The sequence below is a fragment of the Bradyrhizobium sp. 35 genome (assembly GCF_023073215.1).
GTDB classification, from domain to species: Bacteria; Pseudomonadota; Alphaproteobacteria; order Rhizobiales; family Xanthobacteraceae; genus Bradyrhizobium; species Bradyrhizobium canariense_D.
Genome location: NZ_JADPJC010000119.1, coordinates 1 through 16,564, shown reverse-complemented (window position 1 = coordinate 16,564; position 16,564 = coordinate 1). Strand labels below are relative to the sequence as shown.

At 60.9% G+C, this 16,564-nt stretch carries 11 protein-coding genes and 3 pseudogenes; 2 read left to right on the top strand and 12 right to left on the bottom strand.

The window, feature by feature from the left end; all coding sequences use genetic code 11:
* Nucleotides 1-288, bottom strand: a 288-nt coding sequence (locus IVB36_RS25470; protein ID WP_247393324.1) for a transposase, incomplete at its 3' end; no start/stop codon positions are given.
* Between the two features lie 169 nt (nt 289-457).
* Here IVB36_RS25470 and IVB36_RS25465 point away from each other — a divergent pair.
* Nucleotides 458-1,366, top strand: coding sequence for a LysR family transcriptional regulator (locus IVB36_RS25465; RefSeq protein WP_247282215.1), 909 nt, complete (start codon nt 458-460; stop codon nt 1,364-1,366).
* 249 nt (nt 1,367-1,615) lie between these two features.
* Here IVB36_RS25465 and IVB36_RS25460 read toward each other — a convergent pair whose 3' ends face one another.
* The 9 genes and pseudogenes from IVB36_RS25460 to repA all read right to left on the bottom strand — a co-directional run bounded on the left by IVB36_RS25460 (nt 1,616) and on the right by repA (nt 10,425).
* On the bottom strand, nt 1,616-3,172 hold the full coding sequence (locus IVB36_RS25460; RefSeq protein ID WP_247393323.1) for a porin: 1,557 nt from the start codon (nt 3,170-3,172) through the stop codon (nt 1,616-1,618).
* 266 nt (nt 3,173-3,438) lie between these two features.
* Nucleotides 3,439-3,840: pseudogene (locus IVB36_RS25455) on the bottom strand (DNA-binding protein); the annotation flags it as partial.
* A gap of 447 nt (nt 3,841-4,287) precedes the next feature.
* The gene (locus IVB36_RS25450) at nt 4,288-4,572 is read right to left on the bottom strand and encodes a hypothetical protein (protein ID WP_247393313.1); all 285 of its coding nucleotides are present in this window, start codon (nt 4,570-4,572) and stop codon (nt 4,288-4,290) included.
* Nucleotides 4,573-4,620: 48 nt separating this feature from the next.
* A complete protein-coding gene (locus IVB36_RS25445; protein WP_245288526.1) occupies nt 4,621-4,839 on the bottom strand; it encodes a hypothetical protein in 219 nt (72 codons plus the stop codon).
* A complete protein-coding gene (locus tag IVB36_RS25440; protein WP_247393312.1) occupies nt 4,836-5,402 on the bottom strand; it encodes a hypothetical protein in 567 nt (188 codons plus the stop codon). The genes IVB36_RS25445 and IVB36_RS25440 overlap by 4 nt, the downstream gene beginning before the upstream one ends.
* A 142-nt stretch (nt 5,403-5,544) precedes the next feature.
* Entirely contained in the window at nt 5,545-6,114 is a 570-nt protein-coding gene (locus tag IVB36_RS25435; RefSeq protein ID WP_247393303.1) for a hypothetical protein, read from the bottom strand.
* 596 nt (nt 6,115-6,710) lie between these two features.
* Entirely contained in the window at nt 6,711-7,943 is a 1,233-nt protein-coding gene (repC, locus tag IVB36_RS25430; protein WP_247393300.1) for a plasmid replication protein RepC, read from the bottom strand.
* A 263-nt stretch (nt 7,944-8,206) separates the two neighbouring features.
* Nucleotides 8,207-9,223, bottom strand: a complete 1,017-nt coding sequence (gene repB, locus IVB36_RS25425) for a plasmid partitioning protein RepB (RefSeq protein ID WP_247393298.1) — start codon at nt 9,221-9,223, stop codon at nt 8,207-8,209.
* Nucleotides 9,223-10,425 carry a plasmid partitioning protein RepA gene (repA, locus tag IVB36_RS25420; protein ID WP_247393335.1) on the bottom strand — a complete coding sequence of 401 codons (1,203 nt, stop codon included), beginning with the start codon at nt 10,423-10,425 and terminating at the stop codon, nt 9,223-9,225. The genes repB and repA overlap by 1 nt, the downstream gene beginning before the upstream one ends.
* Nucleotides 10,426-12,702: 2,277 nt before the next feature.
* Between repA and IVB36_RS25415 the strand changes: the two genes are divergently transcribed.
* On the top strand, nt 12,703-13,881 hold the full coding sequence (locus IVB36_RS25415) for an RHE_PE00001 family protein (protein WP_247393326.1): 1,179 nt from the start codon (nt 12,703-12,705) through the stop codon (nt 13,879-13,881).
* A gap of 1,319 nt (nt 13,882-15,200) precedes the next feature.
* Here IVB36_RS25415 and nadC read toward each other — a convergent pair.
* Together nadC and IVB36_RS25405 are read right to left on the bottom strand one after the other, a co-directional pair.
* Nucleotides 15,201-16,078 (bottom strand): annotated as a pseudogene (nadC, locus tag IVB36_RS25410) (carboxylating nicotinate-nucleotide diphosphorylase).
* A gap of 11 nt (nt 16,079-16,089) precedes the next feature.
* A pseudogene (locus IVB36_RS25405) lies at nt 16,090-16,564 on the bottom strand (L-aspartate oxidase); the annotation flags it as partial.

The following is a 16,564-nucleotide window of genomic DNA, read 5'->3' as shown; positions in this document are numbered from 1 at the left end:
GAGGTCGATCGACAAAGCCACTCGGTCCTTGCCGCAGCGGGCGAGCGCTTCAAAGATCGCCTGCCAATGTCCGCGCTTAGCCCAGCGATTGAACCGATTGTAGATCGTCGTGTAAGGGCCATAGTCGGACGGGCAATCGCGCCAGCGTGCGCCGCACTGGAGCATGTGAATGATACCGCTGATAATGCGTCGATCGTCTTCGCGCGCCGGGCCGGTCTGGTTTGTTGGCAGATGCGGCTCTATCTGAGCCCACTGCTTGTCGTTGAGCCAGAACAGTCCTTTGCGCATCGAAGTCCCCCGTGCCGAATCAACTTGGCACCAGGGAATCAGAACTCGCTAATTAGGTACAGACCCTAGTAACCCGGCTACGATCATCGAATAATGTGATGGACTATTGGTTTCTGGCAATGCCCTCCTGCGAGAACTGACGGGCATGCCCGAAATTCCGGAGCACAAAATGGCTACCGAAACGGATGAAGTGCCACTCAATGCGATCCGGGTATTCGTCACAATTGCGCGCGAGGGAAGCGTAACCCGCGCGGCTAGCGCCTTGAGAATGACCCAGAGTTCGGTCAGCCGCTACCTCGCCGTGCTGCAGGAGTATCTGGGCAGTGACCTCATGCAGCGTCGCGGCCGGCGTAGCGAATTGACGGAATTCGGACGGCTTTTTGCGAACACGGTTGCAGAACCGCTAGATACCGTTTGCTTCACCGCTAAGAGAATGCGCCGACGGAATCGTCGAGACACCAATCGGATTGTAGTCCGCACGTCACTCTCGACTTTCGCTTACGCCTTTCTGATTCCAAATCTCCAAGCTTTTTCTAATGAAATGGGCGGTGTAGTTGTGGATGTGATTAGCTCACTTTCGCAACCGACGTCGTCCGACGATTACGACATTTTGATCACACGGGATCTTTCCGTCATCGAGCCGGCAGATGATTGGGAAATCTACAACGAGCAACTCGTATGTGTGGGCTCACCAAATCACGTCGATGGCAAGAGCCTCCCGGTTGTTCGCACAGTACCCATCCTGAACATCACATCCCGGCCTGACATAATGCCGACATGGCTGCGGGCCATGAACCTGACCCCAAAGGATATAAAATCGGGAGCGCGATATGATCACAATTACCTGGCCCTGCCGGCGGTGATGACGGGCAAATGTCTTCTCGTCGCGCCCGAAATCATTGTAAGTGACCTGGTACGTGGTGGAGCTCTCAATGTGATTCCACGATCGCGCACTCCGAGCGGCATGCAGTATCGCGCCTATGCTGTCGACCGAGGCGATAATCCCGAAATGTCTCGCGCTTTTTGCCGGTGGCTCGTTCGTCTTTGTAAGAAGACCGCCCTTGCGGAGACGGCATAAGATTGTCGTAGCAGCATTCCAGCTTGCTGAAGATCTCACCTAGCACCCGTGTTTTAAACGTGAGAGCAAAGCCTACAACGACGAAGCTCGGCCCAAAACGGTCCTTCAACGCCGTTTGAAAGCCGCCGTATGCTCAGCTCTGATTTAGATACTAATTGCAGAAGGCCCCCGGCGGGCATGCCGGAGGCCTCCTTGGAGGTTAACTTCGTTCTTTGAGCCTTTTCTCCTTCCGCTGGTTTAGACAGAGCCTCACCAGTTCCGCTGAGCCCGCAAGAGCAGGGTCAGCGTGCTCTGATCTTTCAATTCGTAAAGAGCCGCCGGCTTGGCGACCGCAGACTGCACAGGCAGTGTCACTGTACTTCCGCTCGCGTACTTTTGGTCGAGCATGGTGTAGGCGAGATCTGCCGTGAAGGTCAGGTTCTTGACCGGTGTCCAGCGCGTGACGACGCCAACAACCCCATAGTTGAAATCAGGATTACAGCCAGCATTGGCGCTCGACAGCGCAAGGTTGGCTACGAATGCACCGCAGATGTAGCCCTTCGCTGCGCTGTTATACCGAACGGCGCCCCAGCCGCCGTAGATGGCACTATTCCAATGAGGATCCCAGTTGTGGGTGTAACCAGCATGGAAGCCGTACGTCTTGGTTAGCTCCTGGCCCGCACCGGCAACGAACACGGAGTCAGACAAGCCCGCCAGGCCGACGCTCTGATAAGCACCTGCCAGCCCCGTGCCGCCGTACATCGCGTAGGTGGTTGGCATCAAATCGTTGAAGTTGTAGCGGGTCGCGCCGTTGGTATAAGCGCCTGACACGTTGATCGTGTCACCGGCTCCGGTCGGGATGTTCTTGATTGACAAGGCCAAAGCAGCAGCCCAGCCCCACTTGTCGTCCGGATGCCCGGTCGCTTCGTCGCCACCGTAGTACCCAGCATGGTTGTCGTGCGCCGCCAACGACGCCTGGAAGAGACCCCACGCCTGGTCAATACGAACCATCGCGATGAGGTCTGGAGACGATGAACCGCCGATGTTGTTAGTACCGTACGCACCGGTGGCGAGAGCGGCCGCCGTTGCTCCGCTTACATTCCAGATATTGGTCGTGCCGTAGGCGACCTGATCCTGGGCTGAGAAAGCGGCCGTGATGCCTTGTCCGAAGTCAGTGGTATAGGTGAACTGGTTCACGCCGGTGACCCATCCGCCGCCGCCCGGAAGATCATCGAACTCGTTGCCTGGATAGTTGGTCCAGGGCGCCGAGAACTGTGAGACGGCCTTACCCATCGTAAAGCCTGCGAACTGAATGAAGGCGGAGTAGACGCCGAGCGAACCACCAGCGACCTGTGAAGCTGTCGACGTTGTGTAAGCGGTCGCCCCATTGACGGCGCTCGTGCCGGCGCCAGTATAGCCGCCTGACGTCCAGGTGAACACGCCCGAGAAATAGGTGCGAACGAGGCCGTACTCAGTCGCGGTGCGCGTGTCGATGCTCAGTCCTTCACGAGCGCGCCAAGTGTAGCTATTGCCTAGACGGTTGCGTGCTCCCGCTACGCCATTGGCGGCCGGGTCAAAATCGCTGTTGCTATTCGCGACAACGTCAGTGCGCAGATATCCGCCAAGCTTGATGCAAGTGTCCGAGCCAGGGATGTAGTAGAAGCCAGCGCCGTACAGTGAGCAAACCTTCACGTACTCCACTGCTCTGGCTTTGACTGGCAGGTCAGCAGCTTGTGCCCCACTCGACGCGAGAGACGCCGACGCAAGAGTCAAAACAACATGCTTGATTGTTCGAAGTAAGCGAAAGTTCGTTTCTGAGAGTGTCATTGTCCCTATCCACTGGAGGTCAGATTTGTGCGGCCGACGCAGTATCGTTGGGACGCAATCGTCTGGTGACGGAGATCAAGTAATCCGATGGCAGGTTCGGATTTCACGATGGATCACATGAGAACTGGAGTCATCCAATCGACTTCTCGGCCGCAAGATACGTAGGGCTAAGCGCGTGTTGCTGCGCAGGTCCAGGCGAGCGGTCGGATGCCACCCAGCGACAAAGCGCTGAGCTGTCGTACTGGCCGATGAGCTTCGCACCCTGGGAGTTCGATCCACTTCCAGCCTTCGGCGGCGATCGTTTCCGCCTCTGCCTTTCGCTTCTCAGCGACCAGACCGTCGAGCAGAGCGACGTCCTCGAGCCAGCCGCCGTCGTCGGACTGGAACGGGTTGCGCAGCACCACGCCACCGGCCGCCTCGTTGGCATCTAGGCCAACAAACATGGCGCGACGGTCGGAGGCGCGCACCGACTTCTCCGTCAGCATGCGGCGGATCTGATAAGGCTCTTTCTACCAAGAGCCGGAGATGGTCTGCCAGACCTGCTCCTGGCGGCTGTGATCCGCGGTGACGGCGAAGGCCATCAACTGCTCGAGCGACATGCCCTCGTCGGCATAGACCTCGAGCAGCGCGCGCGAAACCGAGGCGAGTCGCAGGCGTTGGTTCACCACGTTGGGCGAGCACGTAGCTCACGCTGTCCCGCGGAAATCGCCGAGATAAACTGCGATGAGTGCGGCGCAATTGCCGGCTGAGGTTTTCTGCCATTGCGGCTTCGTCTGTGGCGACGTACCAGTCTACGACATCGCGGATAATCTGGCGGGGGAGGTCACCGCTTGTTGGGGCAGAGGTTGAACCGTCGAGAAGGAGACATAACACGGCATCGGCGCGCACTCCGACTCCCCCGCAATCCCGGTTATCGCGCGTCCTCTTTCATTGCTCACTGCGCCGATTGATCTCCATTCCCCTCTCGCTCGGCAGCATCGCTCTGGCTTATGGCGACAAAGCGCTCTCGTACAACGACCCGGCCTTCAGGTCCCTTGATATTGACGTCGAGAAAATGGTCAAAATCCTCATGACCTAAGAGCGCTTTGAACTTCTCTGCAATGTAGCAGCGAACATCATCGTCTGCGTTTGGATTTCAGCCACGAGTTCCTCTCGCCGTCAACGACGAGAAGGATGTCCTCGATGTCACGGCTGCCTAGGAGATCGTCGCTGCCGCGGCCGAGATATGCTTCCAACTTTGTCGCCACGAACAGCTCCGGCGTGAGGCGCTTGATGTTCAATGTCTCGTTCAGGTGACACGTGACCGCCGTCTCGATGCGTTTGGCGTACCAGCGATTGCTAAAGCCGAGAATACTTTCATCATCCGGCATGAAATCGACTTTGAGGTCGCCGAGCCGCATACGGCAAATGACCTCGTCTTCCGGAGATTCCACGAACCCCTTCTGACGCTACTCGTCTTGCAGTTGAGCCCATTGCGCATGTCCGACGAGATCAACGATCAGATCCACGTCATCGGTTGCCCGGACGGCTTCGAGCTCGATCTCGTCCGTAATGAAAAGGGCTGTTGTGCAACCGCCAACAAACACCAGCCGCTCGCGCAGTTCATCCCCCAAAGACTGCGCGACCGTTTGCAACATATGAAGCAATTGGCCTTTAACGGTGGTCATTTTCTGAGAAGCCTTTCCGATAAACGCTCGGCCGCGAGCCCAGCCTCCCTTTGATGTCCAAGCCTGACACCATCGATAAGGGCCAGATACTCGTACAGGCGATCGTCTTTTTGAATGGCCTGGGGTACGCTTTTAAACAGCGGGTCTACCGCCTGCCCCATGTCTTTGCCTTTGGCGTACGGCCAGACGTAAATGTACTCTCCTGCGCTGATCAGAAGATTTTTAAGCGGGGCGGCCGCAAAGGCGGTGGGGATGCCCCGGGTCATCGCACCCGGTTTAGCCGGGAAAACGAACTTCAATCCGTGCACCACGAAATTATAGAGATCGCGGCGGTTGGGCTTTGCCTGGCCGGTTTCCCGATCTTTGACCGCAAGGCCCGACGAAACGCTCCGGTTAATCGACGCATTGACCTCTGACTTGCTGATACCAAGGGCTGATTCCAGGCTGCGTACTGAGTACGGGTCATCGTTATGCGCAGCCTCCCCAAGATGCGGGTCGCCCTCATTTTTGGCCTGCTCAAGGCTCACGAGCTTCAGCAATATAACAACGTCTTGGCTTTTCATACGGATTCTTTCTCGTCCGCTGTCCTAGGACTAAGGACAGTAGACCACAAGGGGTCTTCGGATCAAGATCGAACGTACCGCGTTGTGGCGCCCACTAACGCGGAGGTTCATCCCACTTCCTAGTAGTATATTCGATTTCGCGCTACTTACAATTGTTCCAGAGTCTGCCCTTGCTTGTCAGCCGATCTCGTAGGCCCAACCGGCCCGCCAGCGTTTCTAACGAATCCATAACCGCTCCCTTGAGCGAGATGGTGGCACCCGTGTAGATTTCCAGCAATACATCTAGCGCGGTTTGCGTGCCGTGCGCGGCGATCATAGAGACGGCTCCGGATGCCACGTTGTAGGACCATCGGACGACCACTCTCTCGAGAAATGAAAGCGGCAGAAGATGCTGTCTTTCACGCAATGTCGTCAGTGCATGCCCAACGTGTGCTGCCGTGTCAGAATCTAGAAGATCGATATCGTTCGAACCAAGCACCTGCTTCAATCTCCGCTCGATCGCCGACAACGCGTCCTGGGATCCAAATCGCGCCAATCCCTCGGCCAAGTTTAGCCCGTCGACCGGTTCATAGTCTTCCATGGCTGTCCACTTCTCCAGCAGCGGCAGGAAGAGGTCAGCGCCCTGGTGCAGCGGCGCAGCATCGATCACTCCTCCCTCGAACATGTCCATTTGAAAAAGGGCTGTCATTCCAAGCACGATGCTGCTGGTCAATCCCGCCCTATCCGATGGAGAGGAAGTGCGTTCCTTGAGGCGTCGCATCGTCCCGCTTAAGATAGACAGGTACTCGCCTCGCCTTAGATCTTCTGCGAGGCTGTACGTAGATCGATATTACTGGTGCTCCGGAGGAGGTTGAGAACGTTGCCGGCCTGACTGCCGCCCGTCGAAGGAAAACCGCACCCACTCGCACCGAGCGGAACGGTCCGTCGATCGGGGCACCGATCTCGTCTCTTCATTGGCCTCTCTCCAGAAGCTCCTCAAAAGACTGTCGCTGCTCGGCTGCGGTTGGAGGCGATCGTCTAAGTTGCACCAGACGCGAATGTCTGTTGTCCCAGAACGGCGTGCTCGACCATCTCCCATCCAACGGGATTAGCGTCCCCAGGGCTCGGCCCCCATCCGCGAACCGCACCAGCTCTATCCGCTGCTCAGCGGCGCCTCCATGACGGGGCTGGAAAAACAGAGTGAGGAACTGGGGGGAGTTTCTGCCATGACGATCTCTGCGGACAGCCTTGCGTCGACACCGCCGCAGCCGGTTGGACTGGCCTCTTCGATCCACGACAAACGTAAGGTTTGGGCGGCGCCTCATCGCCTCACGCCCGCTGCTTGTCTCGCCGGCGAGAATTGATCTGCGCCATCAGGATCGGGCCAAGCGAAAACTCGCCGACCTCGGCTTTTCGCGTCAGACCGCGCAGATAACCGCCGGCGGAATTGATCGCCGTCCCGCGCTGCAGGATACACGCGACGACGATGGCCGCGGGCACCTGGCCCATAACCTTTTGAGCCTCCTCCCAGGCGCTCGGACTGATCCCCAGCATCGATCGCACAACGGCCGCGGTAGCGAGGAAATCGCGCCAGTTCGAAACCCCACCCTTCGCATAATCGGCGATGTCTGGACACGCACTCAGGACCATTCCCAACGGATAAGCCCCCTCCCCGACTCGCGACGGTTGAGGTTTGGGCTCAGCTCCCGCCGCCCTGCCTTCTCGGAAGACAGGTTCAAGATCAATCGGGGTATCTGGATTTGAAGTCTGTATGTGGCGCTCAGAGTGGGACTCATTGGCGCCCGGATTCTTGGATTTGATGTGTTCTTCCAGAAGATTGAGCACGTCATCGGCAAGCTGAGACAACTCGTCGGCGATCGGCTCGAGCTCCTGGCGCGTAGCCGTGCGCGGAATCTGATCGACGATCGCGCGGAAGGCAGCGTGCACAACCTGCCAATCGGCAGGCCCCTGCCCTCCCCTTCGCGTCGGAACGGCTTCCTCGATGCCAGTTGCAATCATCTTCGCTATGTCGCGCCGGCACAGCGTGATGCGCTCTCGTACGAGCTTGAGTGCGCGGGCCTCGCCTTCGATATCGGCCGCCAGGCTCTCGAACTCCTCCGAGCGCACGACCAGCGGCGACAGATCGAAGCCGAAGGCGAGCTCGATGTCGCCGGCATTGTCCTTCCGCGCATACCGCTTGCCATTGGGACTGTCGCGCCGAACGATCAGGCCCGCGTCGACCAGCACGGAGAGGTGACGTCGCAGCGTTGACGCTGGCATGCCGTGCGCCCGCCGACTGAGTTGATGATTGGACGGGAAGACAATCAGATCGCCTGCCCCCGTCAGTGCGGTCTCGGGATGGAACGTTAAGAGCGCGTTCAAGACCGAGAGCGAGCGCTCCGACACGCCAAGGCGCGGCCGTGCCGTGCAGATGGCGTGGAAGATCTTCCACTTATGGACGATCTTTTCGGGCGGACGTTCGGTTGCGACCATCTGGCTTGCCACATGGGCAAGCGTCAGCGATCGCCGCCCAAAGGGCGTCGTTGGGGAGTGTGACTGCATGTCTTTGCCTCATGCGGGCAAAGAAAATCCGCTCACCAAAACGGTGCCGTCGCTAAAGACGCTTGACTGCGATTCGTGAAAGTGATTCTCTGTCAGTCGCCAAACGTGACGAGAGAAGGCTTTCGGACGGAGACGTTCCGGGGGCCTTTTTTCTTTTCCGCTATGCTCCTACGGTGAGAGGACGGAAACGCGGGTACGCATCGCGCCGCCCGACCGTGTGAGGTCCAGGCAGCGCCATATCCAAAGCGGCAAGACGCCCGATGTCACTCATCGGTGCCTCCATCGAGAAATGCCCGGTAGAGTTCCGGCAGCCGCGAAATCACAAAGTCTCCAAACGCAGGCGCGGCCTTTTCATCTACAGCTAGCGTGATGCGATCTGCGCGACGTTCAATCTTCACGATCTTTTTGCCTCCGTCGTCCGCCCAGGTTGTCGGCCGTGTAACTTTGGGCTTGCGGGGCGCCAGCGCGGCGAAAGTAATCGCGAACCGTTCATCGGAAGTAGCGCGCTCAAACCGATCGCTGGCAACGCTGTCGGCCAATACCTTTTGGTCGTGGCGGCCTACAAGCCGCTCCGCCAACTCCATCCAACGCCGGCGGCCCGTTTTTGGCGCTGGTCCGATTGCATCGAGTAGGCTCCGGGGAAGGGCCCGCGCGACCGTGATGAGGCGGGAGAGCTCCGTCTTGTCGACGCTGAGCGCCGCCATGATGATCTCGCGCTTGAATCCACGATCCTCGAGCGCGGCGGCGTAAGTTGCCCGCTCAATAAAGGACAGATCCTCCCGCTCACCATTCTCCTTGCCTTGTGCCACCACCAGGTCTTCGTCGCTAAGATCGCGGACCACGGCCCGCGCAGGGCGGCCAAGTTCGGCGAGCGCACGAACGCGACGATGGCCATAGGCAATCTGAAACCGGCCCGGGCTGGAAGGATGCGGGCGAAGGAGGATGGGAACCAACTGCCCATTGGCGCGGATCGATTCAACGAGGGCAGAGTGCTTCTCGTCCACGCTCGTCATACGATCGGGAACGATCGAGGCGTCGATCAAATCTGGGGCGATCTCGACGACGGTTTGACCGGTGGTGAGTTGCTCGGTCAAGGCCTTGGCGGCGTCGCGCTCCGCGGACAACATCTCAAGCGAGCGGCTCATAGCGCCGACAGCCCCACGCGACCCGAGTGTTGGCTGGGTTGGTCTGCGATTGTCGCTGGGCTCACCTGACGAGGGTTCGTTGACCGCGGTCAACTTGTCATCAATGAGGTCCGCAAGCAGGTTTTTTCGACCCATTAGGCCCTCCCCCACGCAGCCTGGATGAGGCTTTGGATTTCACCATTGACGCTGTCCAGCGATTCCATGGCGCGGTCGTAGGTAGCCCGTGTGAACTGATCGCGGCTGACCTCATAGAGCGTTTGCTTCGTGATGCCGGCGTCCGAGATCGCCGTACTTTTCAGCATCATGTTCGTGACCATGCGGTCGCCAAACAGCGAGCGCATGAAGCCGACCATTTGGGCCTGCGGTCCATCGCCGGGCTCATAACGCGTGACGAGATAGCGCATCCAATCGTAATTCATGTTGCCGCCTGCTTTGGCCACGACGGCAAGGAGGTCGGATGTCATGATTAGAAATTGGCACATCGACATGACATCGAGCATTTGCGGATGCACAGGGATCAGAATTGCCGTTGCTGCGCAGAGCGCAGAAAGCGTGAGAAATCCGAGTTGAGGCGGACAATCGATCACGACAATATCGTAGCGGTCCTGGACCGTGGCGAGGGCACGGGCAACGCGGGCGAAGAACAGCGGGTCACCCGACTGGCGCGCAGCTAGCGCTTTCGGGGTTTCATGTTCGAATTCCATCAGTTCGATGTTGCCGGGAATGATGTCGAGCCCCGAAAAGTAAGTCTGCCGAATGATCTCATTCAGTTCGCGACGCGCGTCGTCGTAGCGGATGGCGCCGTACAGAGTTCCGTTTTCCTCGACATCAAACTCTGGCTGATAGCCGTGCAGCGCAGAGAGCGAGGCCTGCGGATCCAGATCGATCGCGAGCACCCGATAGCCCTGCAGCGTGAGATGTTGGGCGAGATGCGCAGCCGTGGTGGTCTTCCCCGACCCTCCCTTGAAATTAACGACGCCAATGACTTGCAACTGTTCGCCCGCGACACGATACGGTCGGTATCGGCGCGCACCCTTGCCGGATTCATCCAGATAAGCACGAAGACTTTGAATATCGTCGAATGTGTACGACCTTCGACCCGATGGGCTGGTGTCCGGCTGAGGGCCCCTGCCCTCCAGCGACAATTGGCGGAGATAGCCGTCATTAATGCCGACGAGCTTAGCGACTTCGCCAGATGTAAAGCGGCGCAGATGCTTGCGTGCTTTTGGCGGGAACAGCTTCGTTCGGTGGGCGTGCAGCTTCGCCGACAGTTCCCGCGCGTCTGCCGCGATCGTGTCGTGGATCGCCTGCGGCGCGCCAGGCGTGATTGACGCCATCGCTTGTTGGTCGTTCAGGGCCACGGCTTTCTCGCGTAGTTACGAATTTCGGGTACACGGCATGCGCAAAGCGTGGCTATTACGCCCGATTCTGGCCAGTCTCGCAACAGTTAAAGGGTAAACCAATCCTTAACGGTCCAAACCGGCCCATGCTGGTCCAAAGTTGACCGCGGTCAACTCTCGGCATACGAGACTGCTGCGGTTCCTAAGGCGCCGCTCGAACATGAGTTGACCGCGGTCAACTTTCTCCAGTCGTCCCGACGCAGTTCCCGCAATCGACTCGCGCTCGAACCCTACCACCGTCCCATTCGGATCAAAATTCAGCGTTGAGCCCTGGCGCGCTCCGCTCAGCCGCAACCGCAACATCCGCTGCGCGGCGCCCGCGCCGAGACCGTGCAGACGCGGGGGATGGCAGGTCGAGAGTCCCGCGACCCGTCACGAGCAAGTCGTCCAGCGCATCACCAGATGCGGGCGCTTGCGTTTGCACCGATTCGTCGCGTGCTGGCTTGGAATGGCGAGCCGACTCGGCGAGCGCTGCAGCGAGGGAAAGTGCCCTCTTTCACCGCTAAAGCCGGCGCGCTCCCAGCCGCCGTTCCACCCTCGAAGCCGCATGATCATCGGCTGCGAACATGTCGCGCTCGCACAGCACGACCGCGACGTCAGCCCGCATACCGTGACGATCAAGGGCTTTGGCGGACGGTCGGCTCCCAAGCGGCACAACACCGCGGAAGCAGTGGACCTCGCGCGGCAGGCGTTCGAGCTTAGGCACGGGGTTGAGGACCTGTTATCCCTCGCGGGTGTCCTATGCGGATCATCCGCCGTGCCATCCCGGGTTGCTAGGTCCCACGCTCCACGCGACTGGCGGGACTAAGAAAGCAGCAGGGATGGCGGCGCGACCGGCAAGAGGTAGACCGGAGCCGGACGGGCGATCAGTGTCGACGATGCCGGTCTCGGCCAATCCAGTTCGGAAGGAACGGCATCTCTTCATCTTCGCGGAACGGGCCACAATGCGGATATGCGACGGTGCAGCCCATTTCCCGCTCGCAGCCGAGGGCGAATGCGGATGTAGTCGGCGGAGGGTTCCAGTTTACGCTGTTCCTTGGTGCCTTCCGCCACCATCCAGGTCGCACCACGCCGAGGGTTTGCCCGAGCAGGTCTCGGACCGGTTGTCTTGAAACCACGCAGGCGCGGGCGAGGGCATCGACGAGGTTGTGGTCGTCCGGGACGGATCGAGGTCAGCTAGGTCGGCAACAATGGAAACAAAGCGCGCCTCGTGTCAGAGACGGAAAGGGCAGGGTAGGGGGAGCGGAAAGGATCGCGGAATAGGGAAGGCGTTTATCGGCCGTTAACCATAAAGTTCCAGTCAGCACCACAAAGAGCCGCACGTCGACCTGAGGCCGCCCGTCACTGGAAAGCCAGCGACCTTGGCGGTCCTACTAACAGCGACCTGCTCCCGTATTCCGTGTATCGAATGACCGGAGGTGGCGTCTAGAGGAGCATGCCATCGCCTTGCACATCGAGAATCCGCAGACCGAAGCGATGGCGCGGAAAGTGACGGTGTTGGAAAAAGGTCCGCCTCAGAACAGTGCACCGGCACGCGCTCATGAGCTCGATAGCCGAGGTCGTTTTTCCTCGACCGCGGCGTCCAGTTCTGCCCGGATATGCTCCAAAGAGGGCAACTCCGCGGCGGACGGCCCACCAAAAGGATTCGGCGACGGCCCGTATGAGGAGATTCATCGGCGCATCGCCCTTCATCGCGCTCATCAGCGACTGAGACGAGGCACGCGAGCTATTGGCTCGCCTGCAGGAAATCGGAACGCGTCTGACGTCGCCGCAGGCCGTGGGGAGGGCGGTTGCCGTGGCGCCAGCACAAATCTTTCGGTCAGCGCCACCGCGGAGGCGCTCGAAGATTAGGTAGCCTGATCCTCATTGCCGCAGTCCCGGTGCAGCCTGAGACCGCACGGCTCGCTCGACGCCGTTCTCGCTTTGGTTAAGGGCGGTCCGGCGGGCGTCAATTTCCGGACCTGTTTTACCTACGCTTCACCTTGCATTCCGCGCAGCCTGATTTTCGAGGGCGCCTGCTTTGCCGGGGAGGGCACAGTCACCGGAGCGGCTGGTCCGGAACAGGGCAGGGTTGGCACGAGTGGCGATTTGTGGTTGATCTGAAGCTTGGCGCTGGTGATTTGCAGCGCTGCGAGTGCTGATCGCACTGCGGCCGCACCCTATCGATAAGGCGTGCTTATCGATAGCGAGAGGGGAGCGGGAACAGGCCTCGCTATGACGGAACATAAAGGTGTGTTAGATTCCGTTTCGCCGTTTCCTCTTAAGGTTATCAAGGCCTTGTCTTCCGGCTACAAAATCGCCGATCCGCTGCCTTGGGCTCAGCTCGCGGGGCCGCTTGCCGCGGCCGAGGATGCCGCCGCCCGCCTCGACGAGCGACTGGCCAAAAGCCCAATCCGTGACGGTGCGATCAGCCGAATGCACTTCGCCGAGGCTTGCGCCACTCTGTGGCTTGACGGCGAACTTGTCCACCTCGATGACCTCGTGCTCCACGACGCCGGCATGGACGTCCGCGCCCCCACCCACGAGCTGACCCGGGCTCACGCCGTGCTGCGCGCCCGTCGGCGCATTGCCGACGCGAAGCCCAATTGGGCGCTGTCGGTTTCCGGACTGGCTGAACTTCGGGGCCGGCGCGAGCGAGAGGAGGTCGAGGAACGTCTCGGGCTCAACGAGGACGCAGAGCGGGACGCGGTGGGTTTCGACGGACCGCTTGGCGTCATGAACACCGATCTCCATCTGGCCGCAGCCTTCGCCGCGGTCGACGCCGCCAACGCCAAGGCGGAGCGCAGACTCGCCGACGAGCTTCGGTCGTGGCCAGAGCGGGACTCGCTCGTCTACGATCCGGACTGGGACGAGGACGGCCGCCTCGACGACTGGCGCGCCGTCGTCGATGAGACCCGCAAGCTCCCACCGACTCTGGCGGCTGCAATCGCCGCGGATGCCTGGGACGCGATTGAACCGCTCGAGCACACGCCTTGGCTAGGGTGCCTGCTCGCAGCTAGCGTGTTGCGCGACCGCGGCAAGACACGCTGCTATCTGTTGTGCCTGCATGGAGGGCTGAAAAGCATCTCGCGTGAGCGTCGGCGGGCACGCGACGTCGCAGCGCGGCTGGTTGTGCAGCTCGAGGCGATGACGGCCGCCGCCGAGGCCGGCCTAAAGGACCACGACCGCTGGCTGATGACCAGAAACCTCCTCGCCCGAAAACTCGCCGGCCGGCGCGCCACTTCGAAACTGCCGGCGCTCCTCGACTACGTGCTGACCCGGCCGATCGTCTCGGCCGGCATGATCGCGGCGGAGCTTGGGATCACGGCCCGTGCGGCCCAAAACCTCGTCGCCGAACTCGACCTTCGCGAGACGACTGGCCGGGGACGCTATCGCGCGTGGGGCATCCAGTAGAGCGCGAGCCGCAAGCAACGTGAATTCCGTGCAAAGAGCGTATTGGCGAGCATTCGTGCGCCGCAGAACATCAGTGAGGCAGCACGGAAAACGGGATCCCACAACGCGTCGATGGATCGCCGCTGCCGCAGGTATTGAAAGAGCTGACGCGGATCCACACGCCGCTCGAGAAGCACTAGCGCGACATGCGGGACACCGAGTTTACGGTTGAGCAGGCAAGCTATAGATGCTTCGGACCCGCGGCGGCACATGCCGACTTCGTGGTGCTTCTTCGAGATCATGAAGGGCCTGCCGGTCACGATCGGGCTTCCGGGTACCCTTCATAAATTCCTGGCGAACACCGATGCGAGGTCGAGGGAGTGGCCGCACCACAATGGTGAGACAGTGGGAAACACAGCGAATCCCCTTATGACACGGGCGTGCAAGGGTCCTTCACCACTCACGTTGACCGGATGTTTAATCGTTTCCATGAGCGGCGTTTACCAGTGCACGCGGTCACTGCGTGGAACCACCTGTGTTCGCTTGCGTGCGCTGCACGCGCAACGCCGATTACCGCCCCAGCAACCTAAATTAGATACTCACGAGAAGACTCGAATCGCACGGATGTACTGCGGTTCGATTTTTCTGGCGTAAGCGTAGCGTGCGCGTAGCGACTTGTGTGTTTGCGTACCCGTCCGAAGGGCGCGCGGTTCGCGTCCTTCGGCACTGGTCTCTGCATCTTCGCATTGATGCCTGGAGAGACCGCCTACTAGCACACCGCCTGGCGCCTCAGCCGTTCACGCGCCGCCGCTCGCAATCCCCAATCGGTCGCAGGCCCGCGACGCTGCGCGCTCGCTAACGATTCAGCCGCTCGAACCGCTGAAGTAGGCGGAAGCACGCCAGAAACTTTGGAAGGCGATGCTGGTGACCAGATCTGGCCCGAGGTCGGCAAGTCGACGCAGGCACGCCTAGTGGGTGCGTCCGTCCTGGGTGGCCGAGATGAAGAAGATGACACGAGCGCCGTCCACACCTTCTACCGGCCTTGCGCCTGGGGCAACGCCAGCGAGGAACCAAACTGGGCATCCCGCGCAGACCGCCGCACTCCCCCCGAACTCGCCGAGGAAGCGAAGAGCTCGGCCGAGATGGCGTGAGCGAACGGCGGTAACCTTTCTTACGTCTCCCCGCTTGCGGGAGACGTAAGATCGCTCTTGCGATGCGGGCGAGGGGGTACAGGTCTTTCGACAGTCGAATACGTGGAGAGATGCCCCTCACCCCAGTCCTCTCGGCGCGAGCAAATCTCTTTGCGGCCCCGTAGGAACGGGGAGAAGGAGAAGACCTCCTCAGGCCTCGATATCCAGCGCACAGTCGAAATTCGGTGCCGAATGCGTCAGCGCGCCGGCTGAGGCGTAGTCGACGCCGGTCGCCGCGATGGCTGCGATCGAGTCCAGGGTGACACCGCCGGATGCCTCCAGCTTGAGGCGTCCCTCGTTGAGCCTGACGGCTTCGCGCAGCGTCGCAATGTCCATGTTGTCGAGCAGCACGGCGTCGGCAAGGCCGGTGTCGAGCACCTCGCGCAACTGCGCCAGCGTGTCGACCTCGATCTCGATCTTGACGAGATGGCCGGCATGGGCGCGGGCGCGCTCCAGCACGGGGCGGATGCCGCCGGCAACCGCGATGTGGTTGTCCTTGATTAGGATGGCGTCGTCGAGCCCGAAGCGGTGATTGAAGCCGCCGCCGCAGCGTACCGCGTATTTCTCCAAGGCGCGCAGCCCCGGCGTGGTCTTTCGCGTGCAGCAGATTCTCATCCGGGTGCCCTCGGTGCGCGCGACATAGTCCGCCGTGAGCGTCGCAACGCCCGACAGGCGGCCGACGAAATTCAGCGCGGTCCGCTCCGCCGTGAGGATGGCGCGTGCCGGCCCCGAGATCGTCAGCACCTGCTGTCCAGGGACGACGCGCGCGGCGTCGCGAACATGTGCGCGTATCTCGATGTCGGGCGAAAGCTTTTGCAAGGTGGCGAGCGCCAGTGGCAAGCCGGCGATCACGCCGGACTGCCGCGCGACCAGGATTGCTTGCGCCTTCGTTGCTTCGGGGATCGTCGCAAGTGAGGTGATGTCGCCGGCGCGGCCGAGATCCTCATCGAGCGCGCGCAGCACGGCCTCGTCGATCGCGAGCGGGAGACAAAGGCGTCGGGATAGAGCACAGAATTCAGGGTGATCATGGTAGACTCCATCAGGCGATCATGGGTTGCGCGGTGCGCGGTGTCGGGCGTTCGCTCAGGCTGTCCGCGATCTCGCGCACTGCTGCGAGCGTCGTCATCGTGCGTTGCGCGAGGGCGGGCACGTCCGCGGCATGGTCGGAGCGGAAGTGCGCGCCGCGGCTCTCGCGCCGGTTCCAGGCCGAGGCCGCCACGAGCAGGGCTGCCGTTGCCATGTTGCGGACCGCGATGCTCGTGGCTTCGCGTTCGAGCGCGGCGAAGCTGCGAACCGCGTCCGCAAGCCCGTTACCATTGCGGATCACGCCGACATGCGTGCTCATCAGCATCCGCAGCCGCTTCACGGCCGCAGCATCCGGCGCGCCGTCCCGCGGCGTCGGCACGTCCGCAAGGCGTGCGGGCGAGGGAGTGGTGCGGCCGGCGATGTCGTCGGCGATGCGCGCGGCGTAGACCACGGCCTCCAACAGCGAGTTCGACGCAAGCCGGTTCGCG